This window comes from Massilia forsythiae (assembly GCF_012849555.1).
Lineage (GTDB): Bacteria > Pseudomonadota > Gammaproteobacteria > Burkholderiales > Burkholderiaceae_D > Telluria > Telluria forsythiae.
This window is the reverse complement of sequence record NZ_CP051685.1, coordinates 4,231,476-4,255,791: the sequence shown is the minus strand read 5'-3', so window position 1 is coordinate 4,255,791 and position 24,316 is coordinate 4,231,476. Positions and strand designations below refer to the sequence as shown.

Below are 24,316 nucleotides of genomic sequence, written 5' to 3'. Positions count from 1 at the left end.
ATTTTGCGTGATGATGACGGCACTATCATTAGCGTATGAAGCTAAACAAACCATGAAAAAACCTTTCTATAAAGTCCTGTACATCCAGGTACTGTTCGCGATCATCCTGGGTGTCCTGCTGGGCATCTTCGATCCGAAACTGGGTGCCGACATGAAGCCCTTGGGAGACGGCTTCGTGAAACTGATCAAGATGATCATCGCGCCGGTGATCTTCTGTACCGTGGTCGCCGGCATTGCCGGCATGCAGGACATGAAGAAGATCGGCCGCGTCGGCGGCAAGGCCCTGCTGTACTTCGAGGTCGTCTCGACCTTCGCGCTGGCCATCGGCCTGATCGTCGCCAACCTGATCAAGCCGGGCGCCGGCTTCAACGTCAACCCGGCGACGATCGACACCCACTCGATCGCCCAGTACACCGAAAAGACCAAGTCGCTGACGACCACCGACTTCCTGCTGAACATCATCCCGAACACCTTCGTGGATGCGTTCGCCAAGGGCGAGATCCTGCAGGTGCTCTTGATCGCGATCCTGTTCGGCTTTTCGCTGTCGATGCTGGGCGAGCGCGGCCGTCCGGTGGCGCGCCTGATCGAAGACCTGTCGCACGCCATCTTCGGCGTGGTGAACATCATCATGAAGGCCGCCCCGATCGGCGCCTTCGGCGCCATGGCCTTCACCATCGGCAAATACGGCGTCAAGTCGCTGATTCCGCTGGCATCGCTGGTCGGCTCGTTCTACCTGACCTGCTTCCTGTTCGTGGCCATCGTGCTGGGCACCATCGCCCGCTTCACCGGCTTCTCGATCTTCAAGTTCCTCGCCTATATCAAGGAAGAATTGCTGATCGTGCTGGGCACCAGCTCGTCGGAAAGCGCGCTGCCGGCCATCATGCGCAAGCTGGAACGCCTGGGCTGCCCGAAATCGGTGGTGGGCCTGGTGGTACCGACCGGCTACTCGTTCAACCTGGATGGCACCAACATCTACATGACCATGGCCGCCCTGTTCGTTGCCCAGGCGACCAACACCGAGCTGACCCTGACCCAGGAACTGACCATCTTGTTCGTGGCGATGCTGACTTCGAAGGGTGCGTCCGGCATCACCGGCGCCGGTTTCATCACCCTGGCCGCGACCCTGGCCGTGGTCCCGACCATCCCGGTGGCAGGCATGACCCTGATCCTGGGCATCGACAAGTTCATGAGCGAATGCCGCGCCCTGACCAACATCATCGGCAACGGCGTCGCCACCATCGTCGTGTCGAAATGGGAAGGCGAACTGGACCAGCAGCGCCTGGCCGCCGAACTGGCCAATCCGAGCCTGGACGACAAGACCGACCTGCGCCCGATGCGCGAAGCGGCCTGAGTTTTCGGGGCCACGTGCCCCGCCCTCCTCCTCGTTCGAACGCCGGGTCCGCCCGGCGTTTTTTTTGCCTTCCCGGCAAAGAATGCGCAGGGATGCGATGATGTCGGCTTCGTTGACACGCTTGACCTCGCAAAGGAACCGACACCGATGACCACTTCCAGCTATCCCGACACCCGCCTCCTGATCGCCAACGAATGGCGCGACGCCAGCGGCGGCAAGACGATCCCGGTGCGCAACCCGGCCACCGGGCAGGCGATCGGCGCGGTCGCCCACGCCGCCATCGCCGACCTCGACGCGGCGCTGGCCGCGGCCCAGAAGGGTTTCGAGGCCTGGCGCGCGGTGCCGGCGGCGGAACGCGCCGCCACCATGCGCCGCGCCGCCGGCCTGCTGCGCGAGCGCGCCGCCGACATCGCCCGCCTACTGACCCAGGAACAGGGCAAGCCGCTGGCCGAAGCCAAGGCGGAAGTGATGGCCGGCGCCGAGATCATCGACTGGTTCGCCTTCGAGGGCATGCGCGTGTACGGCCGCGTGGTCCCGGCGCGCAACCCGGCCGCCCAGCAGCTGGTGCTGAAGGAACCGGTCGGCCCGGTGGCCGCCTTCACGCCGTGGAACTTCCCGATCAACCAGATCGTCCGCAAGCTGGCCGCCGCGCTCGCGACCGGCTGCTCGTTCCTATGCAAGGCGCCGGAAGAGACCCCGGCATCGCCGGCGGCGCTGTTCCAGTGCTTCGTCGATGCCGGCATGCCGGCCGGCACGGTGGGCCTGGTGTTCGGCGACCCGGCCGAGATTTCCGGCTACCTGATCCCGCATCCGGTCATCCGCAAGGTCACCTTCACCGGCTCCACCCCGGTCGGCAAGCAGCTGGCGGCGCTGGCCGGCGCCCACATGAAACGCGTGACGATGGAGCTGGGCGGCCACGCACCGGTGATCGTCGCCGAGGATGCCGATGTCGCCCTGGCCGTCAAGGCGGCCGGCGCCGCCAAGTTCCGCAACGCCGGCCAGGTGTGCATTTCGCCGACCCGCTTCCTGGTGCACCGCGCGGTCAAGGACGAGTTCACGCGTGCGCTGGTGCAGCATGCCGAGAGCCTGAAGCTGGGCGACGGCCTGCTCGAAGGTACGACCCTGGGGCCGCTGGCCAATGCGCGCCGCGTGGATGCGATGCGCAAGGTGGTCGAGGATGCGCGCGCCCGCGGCGCGCTGGTGGCCACCGGCGGCGAGCGCGTCGGCGAGGCCGGCAACTTCTTCGCACCGACCGTGCTGGCCGACGTGCCGCTGGACGCCAGCATCTTCAACGACGAGCCGTTCGGCCCGGTGGCCGGCATCCGCGCCTTCGACACCCTGGACGAAGCCATCACGGAAGCCAACCGCCTGCCCTACGGCCTGGCCGGCTACGCCTTCACGCGCTCGATCAAGAATGCCCAGCTGCTGATGAACCGCGTGGAAGTCGGCATGCTGTGGATTAACCAGCCGGCCACGCCGAGCGCCGAGCTGCCGTTCGGCGGCGTCAAGGATTCCGGCTACGGCTCCGAGGGCGGTCCGGAAGCGCTGGAGTCCTACCTCAACACCAAGGCGGTGTCGATGGTCGGCGTGTAAGCCCGTTCAGGACGGCTTCTTGCGCGCGCGCGCCGGCGGCGCCGGGTTTTCCAGGCGGAAGACCGCGTCGACCGGCTGCCGTAGCCGGATCGCCTGGATCATCAGCAGCTGTTCGCGGTCGGCCTGGGGCCGGACGTTGCCGGGGTCGCGCGCCTGGCGGAAGTCGGCGCGCTCCAGGCCCAGCGCCGTGCCCAGGTTCTTGATGGCGTCCGGCGTGGCCGCCATCAGCGGCCCCAGGCGGCGGCCGGCGCCGGCCGCCATCACCTCGGCGCGGCGGCGCGCGTCCTGCAGCGCCTGCGTCACCAGCTCGTCCTCGAGCCGTTCGCGCGTGCTCAGGTCGAAGGTGGCGGCGAAGCCGTCCAGGTTCGGCTGGCCGAACAGGCTGCCGGCCAGCTGCGGCCACACGGTGAGATTGCGTACGTTGATGTGGACGTCGCAGCGCAGTTCGTACACGGGCGCGCCGGCCGGATCCGCTCCCGCGCCGCCCGCCCCCTTGCGCAGGCTCTGGCGTACCTCGCGCACCTGCAGGTCTTCCGGGTCCAGCCCGAGCCGGCGCATCAGGTCGCGCACCTCGCCCACGCGCGCCTCCAGCGTGGCGCGGCCCGCGGCCGGGTCGGCATCCAGCGCCAGCATCTCGACGTCGAGGGCGCCGATGTCCGGCATCGCCGCCACGTAAGCGCTGCCGCTCACGTGCAGGAACGGATACGCGGGGATCGGCGCGGCGGCGGCGCCGGCGTACGTGGCGGTGGCCAGCGCCAGGGCCGTCACCCAGCGGGCCGGTTTCAAGCTTGTTGTCGACATCTGCATCGGTTCTCCATCGTTGTAGAAATCAAGTCAGTCGCGCAGGGCCAGCGCCGGCGCCATGCGCATCGCCGCCAGCGCCTGGCGCGTGCAGGCGGCCAGGGCGACGCCGCCGACGCCGAGGCAGGCCAGCACTAGCGGCCAGGCGCCCATCGGCGCGCGCTCGACGAAGCCGGCCAGGTAGCGTTCGCTCCATACCCAGGCCGGCGGCACCGCCAGCAGCGTGCCGGCCGCGAACAGCAGCAGCCATTCGCGCGCCACCAGCAGGCCGACATGGCGCGCGCCGGCGCCGTGCAGCTTGCGCAGCACGATCTCGCGCGCGCGGCGACGGACGGTGTAGGCCGACAGCACGAAGATGCCGAAACAGGCCAGCGCGGTGGCGACGCCGCTGGCCAGCGCCAGCAGCGTCGCCTGGCGCCGGTCGGCGGCAGTGTTTTCCGCGAATACCGAGGTGGCGGTCTCGATGTCCGGCGCATCGTCGGGAAAATGGCGCGCCCACAGCGCTTCCAGCGCCGCCCGCGCCTCGGGCAGGCTGCCGCGCACGCGCACCGTCAGCACCGGCTGGTCTTCTTCCAGGCGGTACACGATCGGCTCCGGCTTTTCGCGCAGCGTGTTGTAGCGCAGGTCGGGCGCGATGCCGACGATGCGGTTGTCCGCGTCGAGCATCCGGCCGACCGCCGCCTGCGGCGTCGCGTAGCCCAGCGCCAGTGCGGCGCGCGCATCGAGCACCACCGCGTTGCGCTCCCGGTGCGCGAACAGCCGGCCGGCCAGCGGACGCATGCCGAACACGTCGAAGAAATCGGCGCCCACCTCCTTCAGCTCGACCGGTACCGGCAGCGGCGGCCCGCCCGGACGCGCCAGCAGCATCACCGCCTTGTTGCCGTCGCGTCCGACTGCGTCCTGCATGGCCGCCACGCCCGCCACCTGCGGCAGGCGCGCCGCCGCGGCCTTGAACGCGTGCGCCGCCGCCGCGGCCGGGTCGCCCGGCAATTGCAGCACCAGTTGCGGGCGCGGATCGAAGCCGAGGTCGACGCGGCCGGCATGGTGCGCCTGCCAGCCCACCGTCAGGGTGCAGGCCACCAGCGCGATGGCGGCGGCGAACTGCGCCACCGTCAGCACGCGGCGCAGGCGCAAACCCTCGAGCGTGTCGCCGCTGCGTCCGGACAGCGCCACGCTGGGCGGCACCCTGGCCGCCATCCAGGCCGGCCAGGCGCCCGCCAGCAGGCCGGTGCCCAGCCCGGCGCCGGCCAGCATGGTCCAGGCGGCCGGCCCGTAGGCGCCGCCAATGGGCTGCCCGACCAGTTGCGCGAACCACGGCAGCGCCGCCCGGGCCAGCAGCGCGCCGGCCAGCGTCGACAGCGCCGCCACCAGCAGCGATTCGGCCAGGAATTGCGCGGCCAGGCGCGGCGCCTTGACGCCGAGCGCCTTGCGCAGGCCGATCTCGCGCCGGCGCGCGGCGGTGCGCACCGCCGCCAGGTTGACGTAATTCGTGGCCGCCAAGAGCAGGATCAGCAGCGCCAGCAGGCCGAGGCCGGCGATCGCCGCCGGGCTGCCGTAGCGTTCGGCAGCGCGCCCGGCCAGCAGGTCGGGATCGACGTACACGCCCGAGAGCGGCGTCACGGCGATGCTGGTGTATGGCTTCGGGTGGCCGGCGGCGAGGCCGCCCTGGAATACGTAGTCGCGCCGCACGGCGACGATCCGTTCCAGCGCGGCCGCGAGGCGGCGCCCGTCTACGCCCGGCGCCGGCTTCAGGTAGGTGCGCGTGCGCTGCGACCAGGCCTGGTCCGCCGTGGCCGGAACCGGGTCCCAGGGGTGCGCACCGCGCCCGAGCAGGATGCCGAAATCGGGACTGGTATTCGGCGGCAGGTCGGGAATGACGGCGCGTACGCCGAACGGCACGCCGTCGATCGCCAGCACGCGGCCGATCGGATCGGCGGCGCCGAACAGGCGCAGCGCCTCGCTGCGCGACAGCACCAGTGCATCCGGCCGCGCCAGCGCGGCGCGCGCATCGCCCGCCAGCGCGTGCACGCCGAAGAAATCCAGATAGTTGGGTTCGACCACCGCCAGCTCGATCTTGACCAGGGCGCCGCGGCCGCCCGGATCGCCGCTGTCGCCGATGCGCGCCGCCACCTGCGCCGGACGCGCCCCGGTGGCGGCCCGCACCAGCCCGGCGTCGACGGCGGCCGCGCCCAGCGGTCCCGGACCGGCTTCGACCCAGTCCGGGCGCGGCAGCAGGTTGCGGCGTTCCTTGACCACGACGATCTCGCCGGCGCCGGCCAGCGCCGCGTTGTAGGTCCAGGCATGCTGGACCAGGCCGAACAGGAGGAAGCAGGCCGCCAGCGCCACCGCAAGGCCCAGGATGGCGACGGCGGAATACACGGGCTCCCCGGCCAGCTGGCGCCAGGCCAGGCGCAGGTCGCGCAGGTTCATCTGCACCTCCGATAATCTAGACAATATTGTCTATAATCGTTCAATCACTTAATTTTCGCAACAGCATCCCGATGAAAAATTCAGTAGACAGGATAATCTAGAAATATTAGTCTAGAAACGTCGACACGATCACCAAGGAGCCTGCCATGGCCAGATCCCCTCCGCTGCCCAAGCCCACCGCGGCCGAACTCGACCTGTTGCAGGTGCTGTGGCCGCTCGGCGCCGGCACTGCGCGCCAGGTGCACGAAGCCATGCAGGCGGAGCGTCCCGACGTCACCTACGCCACCGTGCTGCGCCTGATGCAGATCATGCACGGCAAGGGCTTGCTGATCCGCGACGAGAGCGAACGCTCGCACGTGTACGCCCCGGCCCAGGCGCGCGAATCGCTGCAGACCAACCTGTTGAAGGATCTGATGCAGCGCGCCTTTTCCGGTTCGGCCAAGGCACTGGTGCTGGCGGCGCTGAAGACCGGCATCTCGAAGAAGGAACGCGAGGAAATCGAGCGGCTCTTGAGGGACGAGGACAAGCGATGAGCGCGCCCGCACTGGTGGCGGCCATCGGCTGGGCCCTGCTCGACTTCGTTTGGCAGGGTGCCTTGATCGGCTGCGCCACCGCCGTGGCCTTGACGCTGCTGCGCAATGCCCGGCCCGAGACGCGCTACGCGGCGGCCTGCGCCGGCCTGCTGCTGTGCCTGGCCTGGCCGGCGGCACAGCTGATCCTAGCGCTGCAGGCCGGACCCGATACCGCGGTCGCCGGCAGTGCGCTGCGCGGCGCGGCGGCGGATGTCCGCGCCGGCGCCGGCGGCGGCCTCCCAGCCTGGCTGGGCAGTCACCTGACGCTGCTGGTCGGCGCCTGGGCCGCCTGCAGCGGCGCCCTGGCCCTGCGCATGGGACTCGGCCTGCTGTGGATCGGCAGGGCCGCACGCGGCCGGCACAGCGACCCGGCCTGGCAGGCGCGCCTGTCCGGGCTGGCGGCGCGCTGCGGCGTCGGCCGCGCCGTACGGCTATGCATCGTCGACAACCTGTCCAGCCCGGTGACCGCCGGCTGGTGGCGGCCGGTGGTGCTGGTGCCGGCGGCGCTGGTATCGGGCATGCCGCCGCAATTGCTGGAAGCGCTGCTGGCGCACGAGCTGGGCCACGTGCGCCGCCACGACTACCTGGTCAACCTGCTGCAGAACGTGATCGAGACGCTGCTGTTCTACCACCCGGCCGTGTGGTGGATCTCGCGCCGCATCCGCAGCGAGCGCGAACTGATCGCCGACGATATCGCCGCGCGTACGCTGGGCGAACCCCGGCGCCTGGCGCTGGCCCTGTCCGAACTGGAACGCCTCCAGTTCTCAACCCACCACCTGGCCCAAGCGGCCAACGGAGGAGATCTCATGACCCGTATCAAACGACTGTTGCGTCCCGACACCCAGGCCCTGAACTGGAAGGCGGCGATTCCCGTGCTGGGCCTGGCGGCGATCTGCGGCGCTTGCGCCCAGGCGCCGAGTGCGCCGCCAGCGGACCGTGCCCCGGCCATGGCAAACGCCGACGCACCTGCTCCTACCACACGTGCGGTCATCGACTTCAACAGCTGCGCCAAGCCGGTCTATCCACAAACGGAACTGGCTGCCAACCACCAGGGCACGGTGACCATGTCGTTCCGCACCGAGGCGGACGGTTCGATCAGCGCTTCCAGGGTCGATAAATCCAGTGGATTCCCATCCTTGGACGACGCCGCGCTGACGGCGCTGGCAAAATGCCGCTTCAAGCCGGCCGTGCCGGATGGACAGCTAGTCAGCTCGTGGGTACCAGTCAAATATGTGTGGACCACGCAATAAACTGCGACAGGACAACAGCACCATTGAAAAAGGAGCGGGATGCCAGCCAGGCACCCCGCTCCTTTTCACGTTGGCGTCAAGCGGCCTCTGAAAGCCTACACCGCCGACACGTCCAGTTCCGCTTGCGTGGCCGCCACCACCTCCCCGGCCGTCACACCCGGCGCCAGCTCCACCAGCTTGAGGCCGGTCGTGGTCACGTCGATCACCCCGAGGTCGGTGATGATGCGATCGACCACGCCCACACCGGTCAGCGGCAGGTCGCATTGCTTCAGGATCTTGTGGCTGGTCGAGCCGTCCTTGGCGGTGGCGACGTGCTCCATCACCACCACCACGCGCTTGACGCCGGCCACCAGGTCCATGGCGCCGCCCATGCCCTTCACCATCTTGCCCGGGATCATCCAGTTGGCCAGGTCGCCCTGCTGCGACACCTGCATCGCGCCCAGGATGGCGAGGTTGATCTTGCCGCCGCGGATCATACCGAAGGAATCGGCCGAGCTGAAGTAGGCCGAACCCGGCAGCGCGGTGACGGTCTGCTTGCCGGCGTTGATCAGGTCGGCGTCCACCTCGGCATCGATCGGGAACGGGCCGATGCCGAGCAAGCCGTTTTCCGACTGCAGGAACACTTCGATATCGGCGGGAACGTAGTTGGCCACCAGGGTCGGCAAGCCGATGCCCAGGTTCACATAAAAACCGTCCTGCAGTTCTTGCGCCGCGCGTGCGGCCATTTGGTCACGAGTCCATGCCATGCTTGTCTCCGTCCTGGTCAGGCTTGACGCACGGTGCGCTGCTCGATGCGCTTTTCCGGCGTGGGGTTGTGAACGATGCGGTGCACGAAGATGCTCGGGGTATGCACCTGGTCCGGATCGATGTCGCCGATCTCGACCAGTTCCTCGACTTCGACGATGCAGACCTTGCCCGCGGTGGCGACGTTCGGGTTGAAGTTGCGCGCGGTCTTGCGGAACACCAGGTTGCCGGCGCGGTCGGCCTTCCAGGCCTTGACCAGCGACACGTCCGGGAACAGCGCGTGTTCCATCACGTACATGTCGCCGTCGAACTCGCGGGTTTCCTTGCCTTCCGCCACGATGGTACCGTAGCCGGTGCGCGTAAAAAAGGCCGGGATGCCGGCGCCGCCGGCGCGCAGTTTCTCGGCCAGCGTGCCCTGCGGCGTGAACTCCAGCTCGAGTTCGCCGGCCAGGTACTGGCGCGCGAACTCCTTGTTTTCGCCGACGTAGGACGCGATCATCTTCTTGATCTGGCGCGTGGTCAGCAACTGGCCCAGGCCGAAGTCGTCGACGCCGGCGTTGTTCGAAATGGCGGTCAAGTCCTTGACGCCGGAATCGCGCAGCGCCAGGATCAGCGCCTCGGGAATGCCGCACAGGCCGAAACCGCCGACGGCGATCGTCTGGCCATCCTGCACCACCCCCTCCAGCGCAGATCGCGCATCAGGATAAACTTTGTTCATACCCGTCCCTTGATAGTTAAGCGTTAAGCAAAGCGATTCAAAGCCGCTCTTGTTTATGTACCGCAGAGTCGGATCCGAGCTTAAAATACCGCCCTCGAAAGCACAATACCGTAGAACTACCGGCAACAAATTCGCCGGGAAACGTCGGACCGTCATCCCATGAACGCATCATACGCCATCGATTACGAGATGATTTTCCAGCACGCGCCGGTGGGCATGTGCATCTCCGTGGACCGCGTGATCCAGTCCTGCAACCATGCCCTGGCCGCCATGTTCGGTTATGAGCGCACGCAACTGCATGGCCGATCGTTTTCGGTGCTGTATCCGACCATGGACGAGTTCCTGCGCACCGGCGACCGCATCGTCCCGATCATGAACCTGAAGGGCCGCTATTCGGACGAGCGCATCATGCGCCGCGGCGACGGCGAACTGTTCTGGTGCCACGTGAACGGGCGTGCCCTCGACGCCCGCGCGCCGCTGGGCGCCGGCGTCTGGACCTTCGAGGACGTCAGCGAAAAGCGCCCGGTGACGGCCGAGCTGACCCCGCGCGAGCGCGAGATCGCCGCCCTGCTGGTCGAGGGCAAGACCAGCAAGATCATCGCGCGCGACACCGGCCTGTCGCCGCGCACGGTCGAGATGCACCGCGCCAAGCTGATGAAGAAGTTCTCGGCGTCGACCTCGTCGGAACTGGTGCACAAGCTGGTCGGGGCGCGCTGACCGGACCCGCCGTCAGGCGGCCGCCGGCAGCATCGCCTTGAGCGCCGCCGGCAGCGGCACCGATTTTTCCGCCTTGTAGTCGACCCAGACGACCTTGCCGCCGCCGGCGGCATGCACGTCGCCGGCTTCGCCGTCCGCGTCCACCAGGCGGATCTCGTGGGTCACCTCGAAGCTGGAGCGGCCGGCCGGGCCGGCGAAGGTGCGCACCTCGATCTCGCCCGGATAGGTCAGCTGCTTGCCGAAGTTGCAGTAGGCGGTAACGATCACCGGCCCCTCGCCCGCCGCATCGAAGGCGCCCGCCGCCTGTTCCAGGAAGGCGATGCGCGCCGTTTCCATGTAGCGGAAATAGACAGTATTGTTGACGTGCCCGAAGGCATCCATGTCGCCCCAGCGGATGGCCTGGCGCATCACGTGCACCGGCCTGGCATCCTGGGAAGGAACCTGCTTGAGATTGTGCTGCAGGTCCTGCAATGCTTTCTGCCGGCGCGCAGTCTGCTGCGGATCTTGGTGCTGGTCTTGCTGCGGATTGTCCTGGGACTCGTGTTGCCGGATTGCTTGTTGCTGACTCATCGTTGCCTTGCTTCGTTAAGAACATCCATGTCCGGAGGCGGCGTGGCGCCGGCCTCCCCTTCGACGATCGCCCCCAGCATCCGGCAGAAGTTCGCCGGATCCTCGAGCATCATCATGTGGCCGGTCTTCGGCTGCGCCACGACCCGGCGCGCCGCCGCCAGCACCCATTCCGGCACATCCCAGCCGGCGGCGGACAGCTCGCCGGCGAACAGGACCAGCGGTGTGCCGCGCACCAGCACGCGCCGCACCAAATCGAGCCAGTCCGGGGCACCGGTCGCGCTCACCACCGAGCGCGCCATCGACTGCACCGTCGTGTACGGCTGGTTGGCGAGGATCTCGCGCGCCCAGCGGAGGCGCTCGTCGCCGGCCTCGATGCCGTTCTTTTCCAGCCAGGCGGCCGGCGCGTCTTCCATGGCGCCGTACTCCAGTGCCCACTCGGCTTCGTCCAGCCGCGCGATGCGTGCGCACCAGAACGCGTCGCGCAGCGTGAAGTTGCCTTCCACGCTGACCAGGCCGCGTACCAGGTCCGGCTCCAGGTCGGCCACCATCATCGCGACCGCGCCGCCGACGCTGTGGCCGAGCAGCCAGCTCGGCCTGCCGATGCGCTCGCGCAGGTAGCGCGCCAGCGCGGCCGCCTGGCCGGGCAGGTCGATACCCTCGGTGTCGACGCGCCGGCAGCTGTAGCCGGCCATGTCGGGCGTGTGGATGTCCAGTTGCGGCAGGCCGCGGGCCGGATCGAAGTAATCGATCGGTCCGAGCAGGCCATGGATCATCAACAGCGGCGTGCGCCGTGCGGGCGCCGCGCCGCTCATTGCGCGGTCATGCCGTCGTCGGCGGTGATGATGGCCCCGTTGATGAAGTGCGCTTCCTCGGCCGCCAGCAGCAGCAGCAGGCCGTCCAGGTCTTCCGGGCGGCCGGCGCGGCGGCGCGGCAGCATCTCGATCAGCTTCCGGCCCTGCTCGGTGTCGAAGTAATCCTCGTTCATCTCGGTGGCGATGTAGCCGGGGCAGATGGCGTTGACGTTGATGCCGTACTTGCCCCACTCGACCGCCATGGCCTTGGTCATCTGCACCACGCCGGCCTTGCTCATGCAGTACACGCCGATCTGCGGCAGCACGCGCAGGCCGGCCACCGAGGCGATGTTGACGATGCGGTGCTGCTTCCTGGGGTCGCCCTTGGCGCGCTGGATCATGCGTTTCGCCGTCTGCTGGGCCATGAAGAAGGCACCGCGCAGGTTGGTGTCCATCACGTAGCCGTAGTCGTCCTCGGTCACGTCGAGCAGGCGCTGGGTGGTCGACACGCCGGAATTGTTGACCAGGATATCGATCGGGCCGGCCTCGGTCTCGGCGTGGGCGATGGCCGACTTGATGCTGGCCAGGTCGGTCACGTCGAGCGTCACCACGTGGGCGGCGCCGCCTTCGGCCTCGATTTCCGCGCGCAGTTCCTTGAGCCGGTCCAGGCGGCGCGAGGCCAGCACCACCTGGGCCCCGGCGCCGGCCAGTGCCTTGGCGAAGCGCGCCCCCAGCCCGCTGGACGCGCCGGTCACCATCGCGATCTTTCCTTCGAAATTGACTTCAATACCCACGGTCGGCTCCCCTTCTGCAGATTCCCGCGAACACGTCCGGCGACGCCGGCACCCGGTTCGCTGCGTTGCGCACGCATAATCATTACACAATTCACCGCTCATTCGATTGCCGAGGTGGCGACTTGCCCTAAAATGGCGCTCGGCGTTGCAAACATAAGTAAAAAAGTGCACACTCGTGCTTAAATTTTTTTAAGACTACAAGACAATGACTCAGACCAACGAACTCCTCGAACAATACGGCCCGCGCGAAGCGATGGAATACGACGTGGTCGTCGTCGGCGGCGGCCCCGGCGGCCTGGCGGCGGCGATCCGCCTGAAGCAGCTGGCGGCGGCGCAGGGCCGCGAGGTGTCGGTCTGTGTCCTGGAAAAAGGCGGCGAGCTGGGCGCGCACATCTTGTCGGGCGCGGTGGTCGATCCGCGCGCGCTGACCGAGCTGTTCCCCGACTGGAAGGAACTGGGCGCGCCGCTGAATACCGCGGTCACCGAGGACCGCGTGCTGTTCTTGACCGAGACCAAGTCGTACGCCACCCCGGCCTTCATGATCCCGAAGGCGCTCAACAACCACGGCAACTACGTGATCTCGCTGGCCAACCTGGTGCGCTGGCTGGGCCAGCAGGCCGAGGCGCTGGGCGTCGAGATCTTCCCCGGTTTCCCCGCGGCCGAGGTGCTGTACAACGACGACGGTTCGGTGAAAGGCGTCGCCACCGGCAACATGGGCGTGAACCGCCACGGCGAGCCGACCGACGCCTTCCAGCTCGGCATGGAGCTGCACGCCAAGTACACGCTGTTCGCGGAAGGCTCGCGCGGCCACCTGGGCCGGCAATTGATCGCCAAGTACGACCTGGCCAGGGGCCGCGATCCGCAGACCTACGGCCTGGGCATCAAGGAACTGTGGGAGATCGACCCGGCCAAGCACCAGCCTGGCCTGGTGATCCATACGGCCGGCTGGCCGCTGGCCTCCGATACCTACGGCGGCTCGTTCATGTACCACCTGGAAAACAACCAGGTCGCGGTCGGCTTCGTGGTCGGCCTGGCTTACCAGAATCCGTACTTGTCGCCGTACGAGGAATTCCAGCGCTACAAGACGCACCCGGCTATCCGCCACTTCTTCGAGGGCGGCAAGCGCATCTCCTACGGCGCGCGCGCGATCACCGCGGGCGGCCTGCAATCGCTGCCGAAGACCGTGTTCCCGGGCGGCGCCCTGCTCGGCTGCGACGCCGGCTTCCTCAACGTCAGCCGCATCAAGGGCAGCCACGCCGCCATCAAGACCGGCATGCTGGCCGCCGACGCCGCCTTCGCCGCGCTGGGCGAGAACCGCCAGCACGACGAACTGGCCGCCTACCCGGCCGCGTTCGAGCAATCCTGGCTGCGCGAGGAACTGCACGTGGCGCGCAACTTCAAGCCGTGGATGAGCCGTGGCCTGTACGTCGGCACCATCATGACCGGCATCGACCAGATCGTCTTCAAGGGCAAGGCGCCGTGGACGCTGCACCACAAGCATGCCGACCACGAATGCCTGCGCCCGGCCGCGGAATACACGCCGATCGTGTACCCGAAGCCGGACGGCAAGCTGACCTTCGACCGCCTGTCGTCGGTGTTCATCTCGAACACCAACCATGCCGAGGACCAGCCGGTACACCTGACGCTGAAGAACCCGAACGTGCCGGTCGAGGTCAACCTGGCCAAGTACGCCGGTCCGGAACAGCGCTACTGTCCGGCCGGGGTGTACGAGTATGTAAAAACCGACGAAGGGCGCGACCGTTTGCAGATCAACGCCCAGAACTGCGTGCACTGCAAGACCTGCGACATCAAGGACCCGACCCAGAACATCGTGTGGGTGACGCCGGAAGGCGGCGGCGGACCGAATTATCCGAACATGTGATCGAAAACCGGCGCACGATGCGCCGGTTTTTCATTGGCGCGGCCGCCGCGCCGGATGCGGCCGGGTCAGGCGGCGCCGCCCATCCGGTTCGCCGCCAGGGTTTCGAGTTCCAGCGCCGTCATCGGCTTGCCGAATATAAAACCTTGCGCGTAATCGCAGCCGGCTTCCTTGAGCAGCATGCGCTGGGCCGGCGTCTCCACCCCTTCCGCCACCACTTCCAGGCCCAGCTTGTGCGCCATGGCGACGATGGCGCCGACCAGGGCCAGTTCGCTGTTGTCGCTTTCCGCCAGCGCCGCCAGCGAAGAATCGATCTTGACGAAGTCGATCGCGTAGCGCTTCAGGTGCGCCAGCGAGGCATGCCCGGTGCCGAAGTGGTCGAGCGCCACCTGCAGTCCGAGCGCCTGGTAGTTGCCGAGGCGCTCGACCACGCGCTCGGCGCCGTCCAGCAGCGTGCTCTCGCTGATCTCCATCACCAGGCTGCGCGGCGGCAGCGCCAGTTCGCGCAGCGCTTCCACCCAACCCTGGTACAGCGCGGCGTCGCGCCGGAACTGCACCGGCGACTTGTTGACGCTGACCTGGAAGCCGGGCGCGATGCTGCGCTGCCAGCGCTGGGCCTGGCGCGCCGCTTCGCGGAACACCCAGTCGCCGATCTCGACGATCAGGCCGCTGCTCTCGGCGAACGGGATGAACTGCGCCGGCGCCAGCAGGCCGCGCTGCGGATGGCGCCAGCGCAGCAGCGCCTCGGCCTTGTGCACGCTGTTGCTGCGCAGCGAGACGATCGGCTGGTACAGGATCTCGAACTGGCCCTCGGCCAGCGCCTGGCGCAGTTCGCGGGCGATGGCCTGGCGCGCCAGCGCCGCTTCCTGCAGGTCGGGCGTGAAGTAGCTGTAGCGGTTGCAGCCGGCGTTCTTGGCCGCGTACATGGCCTGGTCGGCGTACGACAGCAGTTCGGGCAGGCCGCGCGCGTCGGCCGGATACAACGCGATGCCGACCGAGGCCGACACCGACGCCGACTCACCCTGCAGGTCGAACGGATGCGCCAGCGCGTCGATGATGGCCTGGGCGATGCGGTCGACGCTGGCAACCCGGTCCAGTCCGGCCAGGATCACCGTGAACTCGTCGCCGCCCAGGCGCGCCAGGGTGTCGGAAGCGCGCACGCAGCCCTTGACCCGGCGCGCCGCCTCGGCCAGCAGCGCGTCGCCCACCGCATGCCCGAGGCGGTCATTGACTTCCTTGAAGTGGTCCAGGTCGATGAACAGCAGCGCCGCGAAGCCGGCGCCGCGGTCGGCCTTGTGCATTTCCTGGCGCAGGCGGTCGCGGAACATGTGGCGGTTGGGCAGGCCGGTCAGTTCGTCGTAGTTGGCCTGGTGCCAGATGCGTTCGGCCGAGGCGCGCTGGCGCGTGATGTCGCTGACCAGCGCCAGCGCGCCGAGGTAGTGGCCGGCGGCGTCGAACAGCGGCGTGGTGGCGGCGCTGGTCCACAGCTCGGCGCCGTCGCGGCGCACGAACTTCAGCTCGACCCGTTCGCCCTGCGCGTGCGGGCGGCGCACGTCGTGCGCCTCGAAGCGCGCGCGGCCCTCCTCGTCCATGAAGCGCACCAGCGGCTGCTCGATCAGGTCTTCGATATCGCAGCCGAGCAGCGCCGCCATCTTCGGATTGACGAAGGTGATGAAGCCGAAGGCGTCGATTTCCCAGATGCCCTCGCCGGCGCAATGCACGATGCGGCGGAAGCGTTCCTCGCTGCGTTCCAGCGCGGCCAGCTGGTCCTGCGGCTCGACCGGTTCGACCACGATGCGGCAGGCCTGGGCGCTGCCGTCGGCGCTGGCCAGCAGCTTCACCGGCGCCGGCAGGCCGCCGTCGACGCAGGTCATTTCCAGCCGGTGGCGCTGCGGCGTGCGGCTGTTCAAGGCAGCCTCGAAGAAGGCGTCGAAGCCGGGGCGCCAGGCACGCCGCACGAAATCGCGGAAATGGCAGCGCTCGGTCCCGGCGCGCACGATGCCCAGCATGCGCGCGCCGGCCAGGTTGGCCTGCAGGATGCGGCCGTCGATGCCGACCACGAAATAGCCGAACGGCGCCAGCAGGTGAAGTTCGTTGTAGCGCGCCTGTTCCTGCTCGTGGCGCAGCCGTTCGGCGCCGATGCCGCTGTCGAGCTGCCCGGCCATGGCGGCCGGCATGTGCACGTCCTTGTCCATCTCACCTCGCGAAGCGGTTATCGATTGACGTTGCGCTGGATTGGTGACGCGATGATGTTGCCTGACGGTAAAGCCTAGCACGGTCGTGCCGCGCATGTCGAGCGCATGTTGCCGCTGCCGTCCGCTTTATGGGGCAAGCGGCGTTGGCATGCAACGTTCGCGCGCACGGCGGCGCCGGCAGCGCGGCCGATGCACAACAGGGTGCAGCAGAATGAACAGAGCTTGAAGAAGATCAATCCACAGGCATCAAATTCGTGCCTGTTCGACGCAAGCAGTGGAAAATGACGTCAGAGCATGCGGCGCGCATGCTTGCCGAAATTGTGGCCGGTGACGATCAGCGAACTTTCCACCAGGCTCGACAGGCCCAGCAGCAGCTGCACCAGCTTGTCGTCGGACAGGATCCAGACCTGGCCGGCCGGCTGCTCGGCGCCGGTGGCGGCCATCACCAGCGGCGCGATCCAGGCCGCGTCCGGCTCGATGTCGAGGAGCACGGCGTCGGCCGTGGTCTGCATGTAAACGTCGCCGCCGACGGCCAGGCGAAAGCGCACGCCGACGCCGGTTTCCTGCGGGCGGATGGTTTCCTGCATGGTCTGGTTGTGCTCGGCGATCCACAGTTCGACGTCCTGCGGCGTTTCCAGCGCGGTCCAGGGCACAGGACGGAAACGGGGACGGTCGGCGCTGTCGTTGGCGGGTGGCTGGCTCATGAGGGCGATCGCGGCAAGCGCAAGAATGGTGGAAACGGCGCGTATGCTAAGGCATTTTGCCGCGCCGGGCCAGCACGGCTTGCCTGGCCGCCGTCGAGCGCCGCAAGCCATGCCGCAGCGGAACGCGCGTCGCCCCTACGCCGCCAGCGTCGCCAGGTTGACCGTCACCCGGCCTTCCTCGATCAGCAATTCGCCGGCCGCGATCGGCAGGCTGAAGCGGCGCCGCCCGGCGCTGCCGGGATTCACGTACAGCACCCCGCCGCGCTCGGCCCAGGCCGGGCGGTGCGAATGGCCGGACACCACCACGCGCACGCCGGCCGCCGCCGGGTCGATGTCGAGGTCGGCGATGTCGTGCACGGCATACAGCGCCACGCCCCCGAATTCGAGGCGCGCGGTCAGCGGCAGCGCCGCAGTCCAGGGCGCCATGTCGTTGTTGCCGCGCACGACCGTGAGCGGCGCCAGCCCTGCAAGACGCTCGAGGATGTCCGGCCCGCCGATATCGCCGCCATGCACGATATGGTCGCAGCCGGCCAGGTAATCGAGCGCCTCCGGACGCAGCAGTCCGTGGGTATCGGAGATCAGGCCGATCCGGAGTGCCATCCGAGCCTGTCGGCGCGGCTCATCTTGGCCGCCGTATAGATCGAATACAGGGCGGCGATGCCGACCAGCACATACACCACCCGGCTGGCCGGGCTGCCCAGGCCGAACAGGGTCGCCACCACGTCGATGTCGAACAAGCCGACCATGGCCCAGTTCAGGCCGCCGATGATCAACAGCGCCATGGCGATGTAGTCGACCGCCGACATCGCTGCATGTCCTTCGCGCACGGACGCGCGCCGCTCGGGCAGGTGGCGCCGTTCCATGGTTGGTGCATTCACGCTTGCCATCATGTCCTCCCTTTCGTTGTGACCGGAAGATTGATACGGAAGTTGATACGGAAAATCCGACGATTTCCCGGCGCGGCGCGAGCCGTCCCTTCAAGATAGCAAATTCGCGAAGAAGCGTGCGCCGTCTATCCGCCCGGCATGCGCGCGGGACGGGGGACGGCGCCGTGGATGGCGGTCAGCCCTTCCAGGTCCGGTTCAGGCCGGTATCCGCATGGATCCAGCCGCCCCTGGGGCCGGAACGGTAATAGAAGCCGACGCCGCCGTGGCGGAAACTGCGCACCAGGCCGCCGAGCACTTCCTCGGTGAGGCCGGCAATGCGTACGTCGGCGGCCTTGCCGGACATGTGCAGCGACTGGCGCGCGGCCGGCACGCCCTGCTCGATCAGGCGGCTGTTGGACGCCGGGGTACGGTAGCCGGACAGGATCTCGAGCGGCTTTTCCAGGCCGTAGCGCGCCACGAAGGCTTGCGACGCCCACAGGGTTTCCAGCAGCTTGGGATCGATCGGGATCGACGCCTTGCCGTTGACGTCGCGCAGCATGTGGCACAGTTCCTGGTAGGCGGAATCGATCATCTCGCCATCCTTCCAGTACAGCACCTGGGCTTTCTCACCGCTGGCGGGACGCACCACGGTCAGGGTGCGCGGCTTGGCCCAGAAGTCGCGGTCGACCACCTGGGCATCGAACAGGTCGGGCGGCGGCTCCATGTCGGTGCTGGGCGCATTCGCCTGGGCGGCGCGCTGTGCGGCCTCGGCATCCAGCAGGGGAACGGCCACCAGGCCGAGGGCGGTCAGGCGCAGGCCTTGGTTGAAAAACTCTCTACGGGAAGACATAACGAACTCATCATGGTGGGGCGCACACTATAGCGCAACGCACAACAGGAAAAAAGATGCGTTCGTGTTACAGAACGTTAATGCAATTAGACAACTTATTCACCGCATTTACAGAAACGCTTGCATAGCGGAGGCGTGGACGCATCCAGCTGCTTCCACAGGAAATCGCATTCCAGGCCGAAGCACGCCTTGTCCTTGCCGGCATTGACATAGCCGAGGCGTTCGAAGAACGGGCTGGCCGAGGCCGGGCTGTGCATGTGCAGCTTGCTGATGTTGCGGCTGCGCGCCTCGCGCTCGACCGCTTCCAGCAGGCGCCGCCCGACGCCGGCGCGCAAGCCTTCCGGCACCACGTAGCACAGGGCCAGCTTGCCGGCCGGGGTCAGCAGCGCCAGGCCGGCCAGCTCGCCGTCGCGCTCGGCCACCACCGCATAATTGCTGGGCGAGGAAAACCAGGCCAGCACGTTCTGCAGCGTCTTGTTGCCGAGCCAAGCTTGCAGGATGGCGGGCTGCTGCGCGTGATCGGCCTTGCAGCCCTCTTCGATCGACCTGCGCAGCACCGTGCAGGCTGCCGCCGCGTCGCTGGGAGTCGCCTGGCGAATGTCAATGCTCATTTCATGCGCTCGCAAAGAGTCCGGACAAAGTTGCCGTTAACGGCAAAGGCCGGACTATAACCCAAAGCCCGCATCTCTGCTTTGGGCGAACCCATCCAGGAAGACCGTCTATGCATATGATAAAAATGTACTTTAGTTTTGCATTTCGCTCATGGATGATGCATGTGTCTCAATGATTTTTAACAGGAAAAATGATATGACGATCAAGATGTCCGCCCTGCGCCGCCTGGTACTGGCCATCGGCATGGGCAGCGCCCTGCTGCCGCTGGCCGCGCACGCCGCCGGTCCCGAGCTGCTGAACGTGTCCTACGACGTGGCGCGCGAGCTGTACAAGGATGTGAACCCGGCCTTCGTCGCCGAATGGAAAAAGGCCAGCGGCGAAGACCTAACCATCAAGCAGTCGCACGGCGGTTCCAGCAAGCAGGCACGCGCGGTGGCGGACGGCCTGGAAGCCTCGGTCGTCACCATGAACCAGGCCAACGACATCGACATGCTGGCCGACCGCGGCCTGGTGGCGAAGGACTGGGCCAGGAAGTTCCCGAACAATGCCGCGCCGTACTACTCGACCATGGTGTTCCTGGTGCGCAAGGGCAATCCGAAGCAGATCCGCGACTGGGCCGACCTGGCCAAGCCGGGCGTCAAGGTCGTGATCCCGAACCCGAAGACCGCCGGCAACGGCCGCTACACCTACCTGGCGGCGTGGGGCTCGGTCACCCGCAAGGGCGGCAGCGAAGCCCAGGCGCGCGACCTGGTCGGCCGCATCTTCAAGAACGTGCCGGTGCTAGACGGCGGCGGCCGCGCCGCCACCACCACGTTCACGCAGCGCCAGATCGGCGACGCCCTGGTCACCTTCGAAAACGAAGTCAACCTGGTGCGCGCCGAATTCGGCGACAACTTCGAGGTCGTGTATCCGTCGATTTCCGTGCTGGCCGAATCGCCGGTGGCCGTGGTCGACAAGGTGGTCGACCGCAAGGGCGTGCGCAAGCAGGCCACCGCCTACCTGAACTTCCTGTACTCGAATGCCGGACAGGCGATCGGCGCCAAGCACTACATGCGCGTGCGTAACGAAAGCGTGATGAAGCAGTTTGCCGCGAACTACAAGCCGATCCAGTTGTTCACGGTCGACGACGCTTTCGGCGGCTGGCGTGCTGCGCAGAAGCGACACTTCGACGATGGCGGCGAATTCGACAAAATTTATCAGTCAAAATAATCTTGAGCCCATTTAATTCAAAATGGAAATAATATGCAGGGTGAATCGGCAATATAACTGTATGGATATACAGCAAAATGCACGTTGCCTACAAATTATGGTCATTTGACGACGCTTTGGCGGCAGTACGCTTCAAAATTCCCGTTCACAATTAAGGCCTTGCGACAACGCAAGGCTTTTTTTTCTTGTAGAATCTTGCCATTGGGTCTGATTTTCCGAGATAGGCATAGAGATATGTCAATCCGGGTGCTATGGCTCAATGGAAAATCGGCAAAGTAGCTTGACGCTACGGCTTGCCCCGACGTTTTGATGCTCCGCGTCTATCGGCGCCCGACCATTAACCGTACCTAATTACTCATCCATGATCAAACAATTCCTCGCTGCCGCACTGCTGACGATTTCCAGTGCGGCGGCCCTCGCCGTGCCGTTCGGATCGCAATCGGTACTGGTGGTGGAAGACGGTACCGGCAAGGTGCTGTTCGAAAAGAACGCCTCTACCGTGGTGCCGATCGCTTCCCTGACCAAGCTCATGACCGCCATGGTGGTGCTCGACGCCCACCAGGACATGAACGAGCCGATCGAAATCGAAAAGAGCGACGTCGACATGCTCAAGCACAGCACCTCGCGCGTGCCGGTCGGCGCCACCATCCCGCGCCGCGACGTGCTGCAGCTAGCGCTAATGTCGTCGGATAACCGCGCCGCCGCCTCGCTGGGCCGCACCTATCCGGGCGGCATGCCGGCGTTTACCGCCGCCGTCAGGCGCAAGATCGCCGCGCTGGGCATGAACCAGACCGTGATCGAGGAACCGACCGGCCTCAGCCCGAACAACCGTTCGACCGCGGCCGACCTGGTCAAGATGGCGACCGCCGCCTCGAACTATGCGGAAATCACGCGCATCACGACCTCGTCCGAGCACCTGATCAACATCAAGGGCCGTGACGTCGAGTACCACAACACCAACCGCCTGGTGGGCGCCAAGGGCTGGGACATCGGTTTGTCCAAGACCGGCTATACCCAGGAAGCCGGCCGCTGCCTGATCATGCGCGTAAAAGCCGCCGGCAAGAACGCGACCATGGTGCTGCTCAACGCCGGCGCCTCGTCGGTGCGCGTGCTGGACGCCCTGAACATCCGCCGCCACGTGCTGGGCGACGCCGCCCCGGCGCCGGAACCCGCCAAGCCGCGCCTGCGCGCCGCCGCCGGCGGTCCGCGCATCAAGGCCACCACCGCCGGCGCCCGCATCAAGGCGGCCGCCGGCAATGCGCGTGCCAAGGCCGTCGCCGCGCGCGCCCGCGTCAAGCACGCGCTGGTGACGCGCCACCGCCGCCACCGCTGATCACGGCGCGGTGACAGGACCAGGCCGGAACGGGCGACCGTTCCGGCTTTTTTCTTTGGCGCGCCGGCATCGGCGCGCATGCCGACGGCAGCCGATGCGGGCGCCGCCGTCCGGCAAGCAATGCGATAATCCCGGCTTTCCCGTTTTCCGCCAGCCGCCATGCAAAGAACCACCGTCGATTACCTGCACCTGGCGCCCGATGCCGGACTGCCCGCGATGCGCGACACCACGCCCTTCGCCGCCATCCTGGTGGCCGACGACGAGAGCGCCCAGATGTGGCAGTGGGAGGCGGCGCGCTGGCTGGCCGCATCCGGCTGCCGTCTCCTCATGACCTGGGGCAAGGACTGCGCCGCCTGGAGCGAAGCCGCCGAGGAAGCGGCCGAGGAAGCCGCCAGCTATGCCGAGGTGACGCCGGAGCAGGTATTCATCACGACGTCGCACGAGGACGATGACCTGGAAGAAGTGTTCTGGTTCTCGAAGCACCGCGCCGCGCATCCGGCCGGGCCGCTCAAGCGCACCCTGATCCTGCACATCGCGGACACGCCGCGCAGGAACGAACTCGAAGCCGCGTACGCCGACGCCTGAAACCGGCACCCGGGACGGCGCACGCGGCGCAAGCGGATTCATGCTCACAAATTTGTGACGCCACTGTATAATTCGCTTAACAAAGCGGCGTCTGCCGACAGCCTTCCCAGCCAAACCACCCAGTCTTCCGGCAAGATCAGCGAGCAACTATGTTTACGAATTCCGGACACGCGGCGCCCAAGCGCCGGGTCCTCATCATCGATGACAACGCGGATGCGGCGGACCTGCTGTCGATGTTCGTGAGTGCGCACGGCCACGACACCGCGGTGGCCAACAGCGGCCGGGAAGGCCTCGAACTGGCCGTCTCGTTCCGCCCCGAAGTGGTGTTCCTCGACCTCGGCATGCCGCACATGAGCGGCTACGAAGTGGCCCCGGCGCTGCGCGCCCTGCCCGGCCTGGCGGGCGTCTACATCTCGGCGCTGACCGGCTGGAACGACCAGAGCACGCGCGCGCGCGTGGTGGCCGCCGGCTTCAACCACCACCTGGTGAAGCCCGCCGACGTGCAGGCCGTCCTGAAGCTGGTCGACGCCACGCCGGCCTGCGCGCTCTAGCTTCGCCCCGCAGCGGTTGAATCAATGCGGCGCCTGCGGCGCCGGCAAGGGTTCCGGCGCGCCGCCGTGCGGACGCCGCTGCGGAATGCGCACCATGAATTCGCTGCCCTTGCCCGGCCCCTCGCTGCGCACCTCGATCGTGCCCTGGTGCAGCGCCACGATTTCCTTGACCACCGCCAGTCCGATGCCGAGTCCGGCGCCGCGCTCGCCCTGCGCGCCGTCGGCCTGGGTGAAGACATCGAAGATGCGCGGCAGCAGGTCGGCGCCGATGCCCTGGCCATCGTCCTTCACGCTGCAGATGAAATGGGTCTGGTCGGTAGTGGCGCTGACCCAGACCGTGCCGCCGGCCGGCGTGTACTTGATGGCGTTGTTGATCAGGTTCAGCATCACCTGCTGCAGCCGCAGCGGATCGGCCTCGACGTCGATCGGCACCGACGGCATCACCCCGTGGATGCCGATGCCCTTGCCGTCCGCGGCCGGCCGGCAGCTGTCGATGGCCTCGCTCATGCACGCCTGCAGACCGATGCGCTCGTAGGCGATGCTCATCTTGCCGGCCTGTACGCGCACCAGGTCGACCAAGTCCTCGACCAGGCGTTCGAGCGCGCCGATCTGGCGTTCCATAACGCCGAGCGGGCGCTCCATGCGCGCGCCGGCGTCCGGGACGCGCTTCATCAGCTCGACCGCCGTCTTCAGCGGCGACAGGGGATTGCGCATCTCGTGGGCGATGGTACCGATGAAGACGTTCTTTTCTTCCTGCCGGACGTGGCATTCCTGCAGCACGTTTTCCAGGTATTTCATGCGCGCGCGCAGGTGGGTGGCATCGCGGAAGAGTTTGACGTAGCCGCCGTCCGGCAGGCGCACGCTCATGCCGCTGGACCAGAAGCGCGAGCCGTCCTTGCGCAGGTGCCAGCGTTCGTCCTCGCCGACGCCGGTCAGGCGCGCGGTGTTGGCCTCGTGCTCGTGCAGCTTGCGCTCGCGGTCTTCCGGCACGAACAGCGTGGCGAACGGCTGGCCGAGCAATTCCTGCGCGGTCCAGCCGGTGATGTAGTGGGCGCCATGGTTGATGCCGCCGATGCGCAGCGCGTCGTCATAGAACACCACGCCGTACTGTTCCGTACCGCCGAGCATGAGCCGCGTGAACGCCTCGGCCTGCCCTGCTGTCCAGTGTGCGCCTGCTTCTTCCAAGATGGTTTCGTCCCCG

General features: G+C 67.3%; 25 protein-coding genes. 11 read left to right on the top strand and 14 right to left on the bottom strand.

Annotated features, from left to right (window positions below):
• The first annotated feature begins 52 nt into the window (after positions 1-52).
• Entirely contained in the window at positions 53-1,351 is a 1,299-nt protein-coding gene (locus tag HH212_RS18060) for a dicarboxylate/amino acid:cation symporter (RefSeq protein WP_170203737.1), read from the top strand.
• Positions 1,352-1,498: 147 nt separating this feature from the next.
• Positions 1,499-2,944, top strand: coding sequence for an NAD-dependent succinate-semialdehyde dehydrogenase (locus HH212_RS18055; RefSeq protein ID WP_170203736.1), 1,446 nt, complete (start codon positions 1,499-1,501; stop codon positions 2,942-2,944).
• Between the two features lie 6 nt (positions 2,945-2,950).
• On the opposite strand, the gene HH212_RS18050 is transcribed toward HH212_RS18055, so the two are convergent.
• Positions 2,951-3,745: an SIMPL domain-containing protein gene (locus HH212_RS18050; protein WP_170203735.1), complete on the bottom strand. Its 795-nt coding sequence runs from the start codon at positions 3,743-3,745 to the stop codon at positions 2,951-2,953.
• A 33-nt stretch (positions 3,746-3,778) separates the two neighbouring features.
• Positions 3,779-6,175: an ABC transporter permease gene (locus tag HH212_RS18045; RefSeq protein ID WP_170203734.1), complete on the bottom strand. Its 2,397-nt coding sequence runs from the start codon at positions 6,173-6,175 to the stop codon at positions 3,779-3,781.
• A gap of 146 nt (positions 6,176-6,321) precedes the next feature.
• On the opposite strand from HH212_RS18045, the gene HH212_RS18040 reads away from it, so the two are divergent.
• Positions 6,322-6,708 carry a BlaI/MecI/CopY family transcriptional regulator gene (locus HH212_RS18040; protein ID WP_170203733.1) on the top strand — a complete coding sequence of 129 codons (387 nt, stop codon included), beginning with the start codon at positions 6,322-6,324 and terminating at the stop codon, positions 6,706-6,708.
• Entirely contained in the window at positions 6,705-7,997 is a 1,293-nt protein-coding gene (locus tag HH212_RS18035; RefSeq protein WP_170203732.1) for a M56 family metallopeptidase, read from the top strand. Before HH212_RS18040 ends, HH212_RS18035 begins: the two co-directional genes overlap by 4 nt.
• 95 nt (positions 7,998-8,092) lie before the next feature.
• Here the strand turns inward: HH212_RS18035 and HH212_RS18030 are convergent, their stop codons facing one another.
• Together HH212_RS18030 and HH212_RS18025 are read right to left on the bottom strand one after the other, a co-directional pair.
• A complete protein-coding gene (locus HH212_RS18030) occupies positions 8,093-8,743 on the bottom strand; it encodes a 3-oxoacid CoA-transferase subunit B (RefSeq protein ID WP_170203731.1) in 651 nt (216 codons plus the stop codon).
• Positions 8,744-8,760: 17 nt separating this feature from the next.
• Positions 8,761-9,459, bottom strand: a complete 699-nt coding sequence (locus tag HH212_RS18025; protein ID WP_170203730.1) for a CoA transferase subunit A — start codon at positions 9,457-9,459, stop codon at positions 8,761-8,763.
• A 159-nt stretch (positions 9,460-9,618) separates the two neighbouring features.
• On the opposite strand from HH212_RS18025, the gene HH212_RS18020 reads away from it, so the two are divergent.
• Positions 9,619-10,176 (top strand): LuxR C-terminal-related transcriptional regulator, encoded by a 558-nt coding sequence (locus HH212_RS18020; RefSeq protein ID WP_170203729.1) that lies wholly within the window; start codon positions 9,619-9,621, stop codon positions 10,174-10,176.
• A gap of 12 nt (positions 10,177-10,188) precedes the next feature.
• On the opposite strand, the gene HH212_RS18015 is transcribed toward HH212_RS18020, so the two are convergent.
• From HH212_RS18015 to HH212_RS18005, 3 genes are read right to left on the bottom strand one after another with little or no spacing between them, the layout of a single operon-like run.
• On the bottom strand, positions 10,189-10,746 hold the full coding sequence (locus HH212_RS18015) for an acyl-CoA thioesterase (protein WP_170203728.1): 558 nt from the start codon (positions 10,744-10,746) through the stop codon (positions 10,189-10,191).
• A complete protein-coding gene (locus HH212_RS18010) occupies positions 10,743-11,558 on the bottom strand; it encodes an alpha/beta fold hydrolase (protein WP_170203727.1) in 816 nt (271 codons plus the stop codon). The genes HH212_RS18015 and HH212_RS18010 overlap by 4 nt, the downstream gene beginning before the upstream one ends.
• The gene (locus tag HH212_RS18005) at positions 11,555-12,331 is read right to left on the bottom strand and encodes an SDR family oxidoreductase (RefSeq protein WP_170203726.1); all 777 of its coding nucleotides are present in this window, start codon (positions 12,329-12,331) and stop codon (positions 11,555-11,557) included. The genes HH212_RS18010 and HH212_RS18005 overlap by 4 nt, the downstream gene beginning before the upstream one ends.
• A 205-nt stretch (positions 12,332-12,536) precedes the next feature.
• On the opposite strand from HH212_RS18005, the gene HH212_RS18000 reads away from it, so the two are divergent.
• Complete coding sequence (locus tag HH212_RS18000; RefSeq protein ID WP_170203725.1) at positions 12,537-14,213, top strand: electron transfer flavoprotein-ubiquinone oxidoreductase; 1,677 nt, start codon at positions 12,537-12,539, stop codon at positions 14,211-14,213.
• Positions 14,214-14,278: 65 nt separating this feature from the next.
• Here HH212_RS18000 and HH212_RS17995 read toward each other — a convergent pair whose 3' ends face one another.
• On the bottom strand, positions 14,279-16,405 hold the full coding sequence (locus tag HH212_RS17995; protein WP_229217336.1) for a putative bifunctional diguanylate cyclase/phosphodiesterase: 2,127 nt from the start codon (positions 16,403-16,405) through the stop codon (positions 14,279-14,281).
• Between the two features lie 105 nt (positions 16,406-16,510).
• Between HH212_RS17995 and HH212_RS17990 the strand changes: the two genes are divergently transcribed.
• The gene (locus tag HH212_RS17990) at positions 16,511-16,690 is read left to right on the top strand and encodes a hypothetical protein (protein ID WP_170203724.1); all 180 of its coding nucleotides are present in this window, start codon (positions 16,511-16,513) and stop codon (positions 16,688-16,690) included.
• Positions 16,691-16,692: 2 nt separating this feature from the next.
• On the opposite strand, the gene HH212_RS17985 is transcribed toward HH212_RS17990, so the two are convergent.
• From HH212_RS17985 to HH212_RS17965, 5 genes are all read right to left on the bottom strand, one after another.
• Positions 16,693-17,109 carry a hypothetical protein gene (locus tag HH212_RS17985; RefSeq protein ID WP_170203723.1) on the bottom strand — a complete coding sequence of 139 codons (417 nt, stop codon included), beginning with the start codon at positions 17,107-17,109 and terminating at the stop codon, positions 16,693-16,695.
• 135 nt (positions 17,110-17,244) lie between these two features.
• Positions 17,245-17,709, bottom strand: coding sequence for a metallophosphoesterase family protein (locus HH212_RS17980; protein WP_170203722.1), 465 nt, complete (start codon positions 17,707-17,709; stop codon positions 17,245-17,247).
• Positions 17,688-17,996, bottom strand: coding sequence for a DUF378 domain-containing protein (locus HH212_RS17975; RefSeq protein ID WP_170205514.1), 309 nt, complete (start codon positions 17,994-17,996; stop codon positions 17,688-17,690). Before HH212_RS17975 ends, HH212_RS17980 begins: the two co-directional genes overlap by 22 nt.
• Positions 17,997-18,171: 175 nt before the next feature.
• On the bottom strand, positions 18,172-18,825 hold the full coding sequence (locus HH212_RS17970; RefSeq protein ID WP_170203721.1) for a YcbK family protein: 654 nt from the start codon (positions 18,823-18,825) through the stop codon (positions 18,172-18,174).
• A gap of 95 nt (positions 18,826-18,920) precedes the next feature.
• The gene (locus HH212_RS17965; RefSeq protein ID WP_170203720.1) at positions 18,921-19,436 is read right to left on the bottom strand and encodes a GNAT family N-acetyltransferase; all 516 of its coding nucleotides are present in this window, start codon (positions 19,434-19,436) and stop codon (positions 18,921-18,923) included.
• Positions 19,437-19,632: 196 nt separating this feature from the next.
• On the opposite strand from HH212_RS17965, the gene HH212_RS17960 reads away from it, so the two are divergent.
• The 4 genes from HH212_RS17960 (at position 19,633) to HH212_RS17945 (ending at position 23,115) form a co-directional block, all read left to right on the top strand.
• Positions 19,633-20,646: a sulfate ABC transporter substrate-binding protein gene (locus HH212_RS17960; RefSeq protein ID WP_170203719.1), complete on the top strand. Its 1,014-nt coding sequence runs from the start codon at positions 19,633-19,635 to the stop codon at positions 20,644-20,646.
• A 361-nt stretch (positions 20,647-21,007) separates the two neighbouring features.
• Positions 21,008-21,979, top strand: coding sequence for a serine hydrolase (locus HH212_RS17955; RefSeq protein ID WP_170203718.1), 972 nt, complete (start codon positions 21,008-21,010; stop codon positions 21,977-21,979).
• Positions 21,980-22,138: 159 nt separating this feature from the next.
• Positions 22,139-22,564 carry a DUF7684 family protein gene (locus tag HH212_RS17950; protein ID WP_170203717.1) on the top strand — a complete coding sequence of 142 codons (426 nt, stop codon included), beginning with the start codon at positions 22,139-22,141 and terminating at the stop codon, positions 22,562-22,564.
• Between the two features lie 149 nt (positions 22,565-22,713).
• A complete protein-coding gene (locus HH212_RS17945; protein ID WP_170203716.1) occupies positions 22,714-23,115 on the top strand; it encodes a response regulator in 402 nt (133 codons plus the stop codon).
• A 21-nt stretch (positions 23,116-23,136) separates the two neighbouring features.
• On the opposite strand, the gene HH212_RS17940 is transcribed toward HH212_RS17945, so the two are convergent.
• Positions 23,137-24,300, bottom strand: coding sequence for a PAS domain-containing sensor histidine kinase (locus HH212_RS17940; protein WP_170203715.1), 1,164 nt, complete (start codon positions 24,298-24,300; stop codon positions 23,137-23,139).
• Positions 24,301-24,316 lie beyond the last annotated feature (16 nt).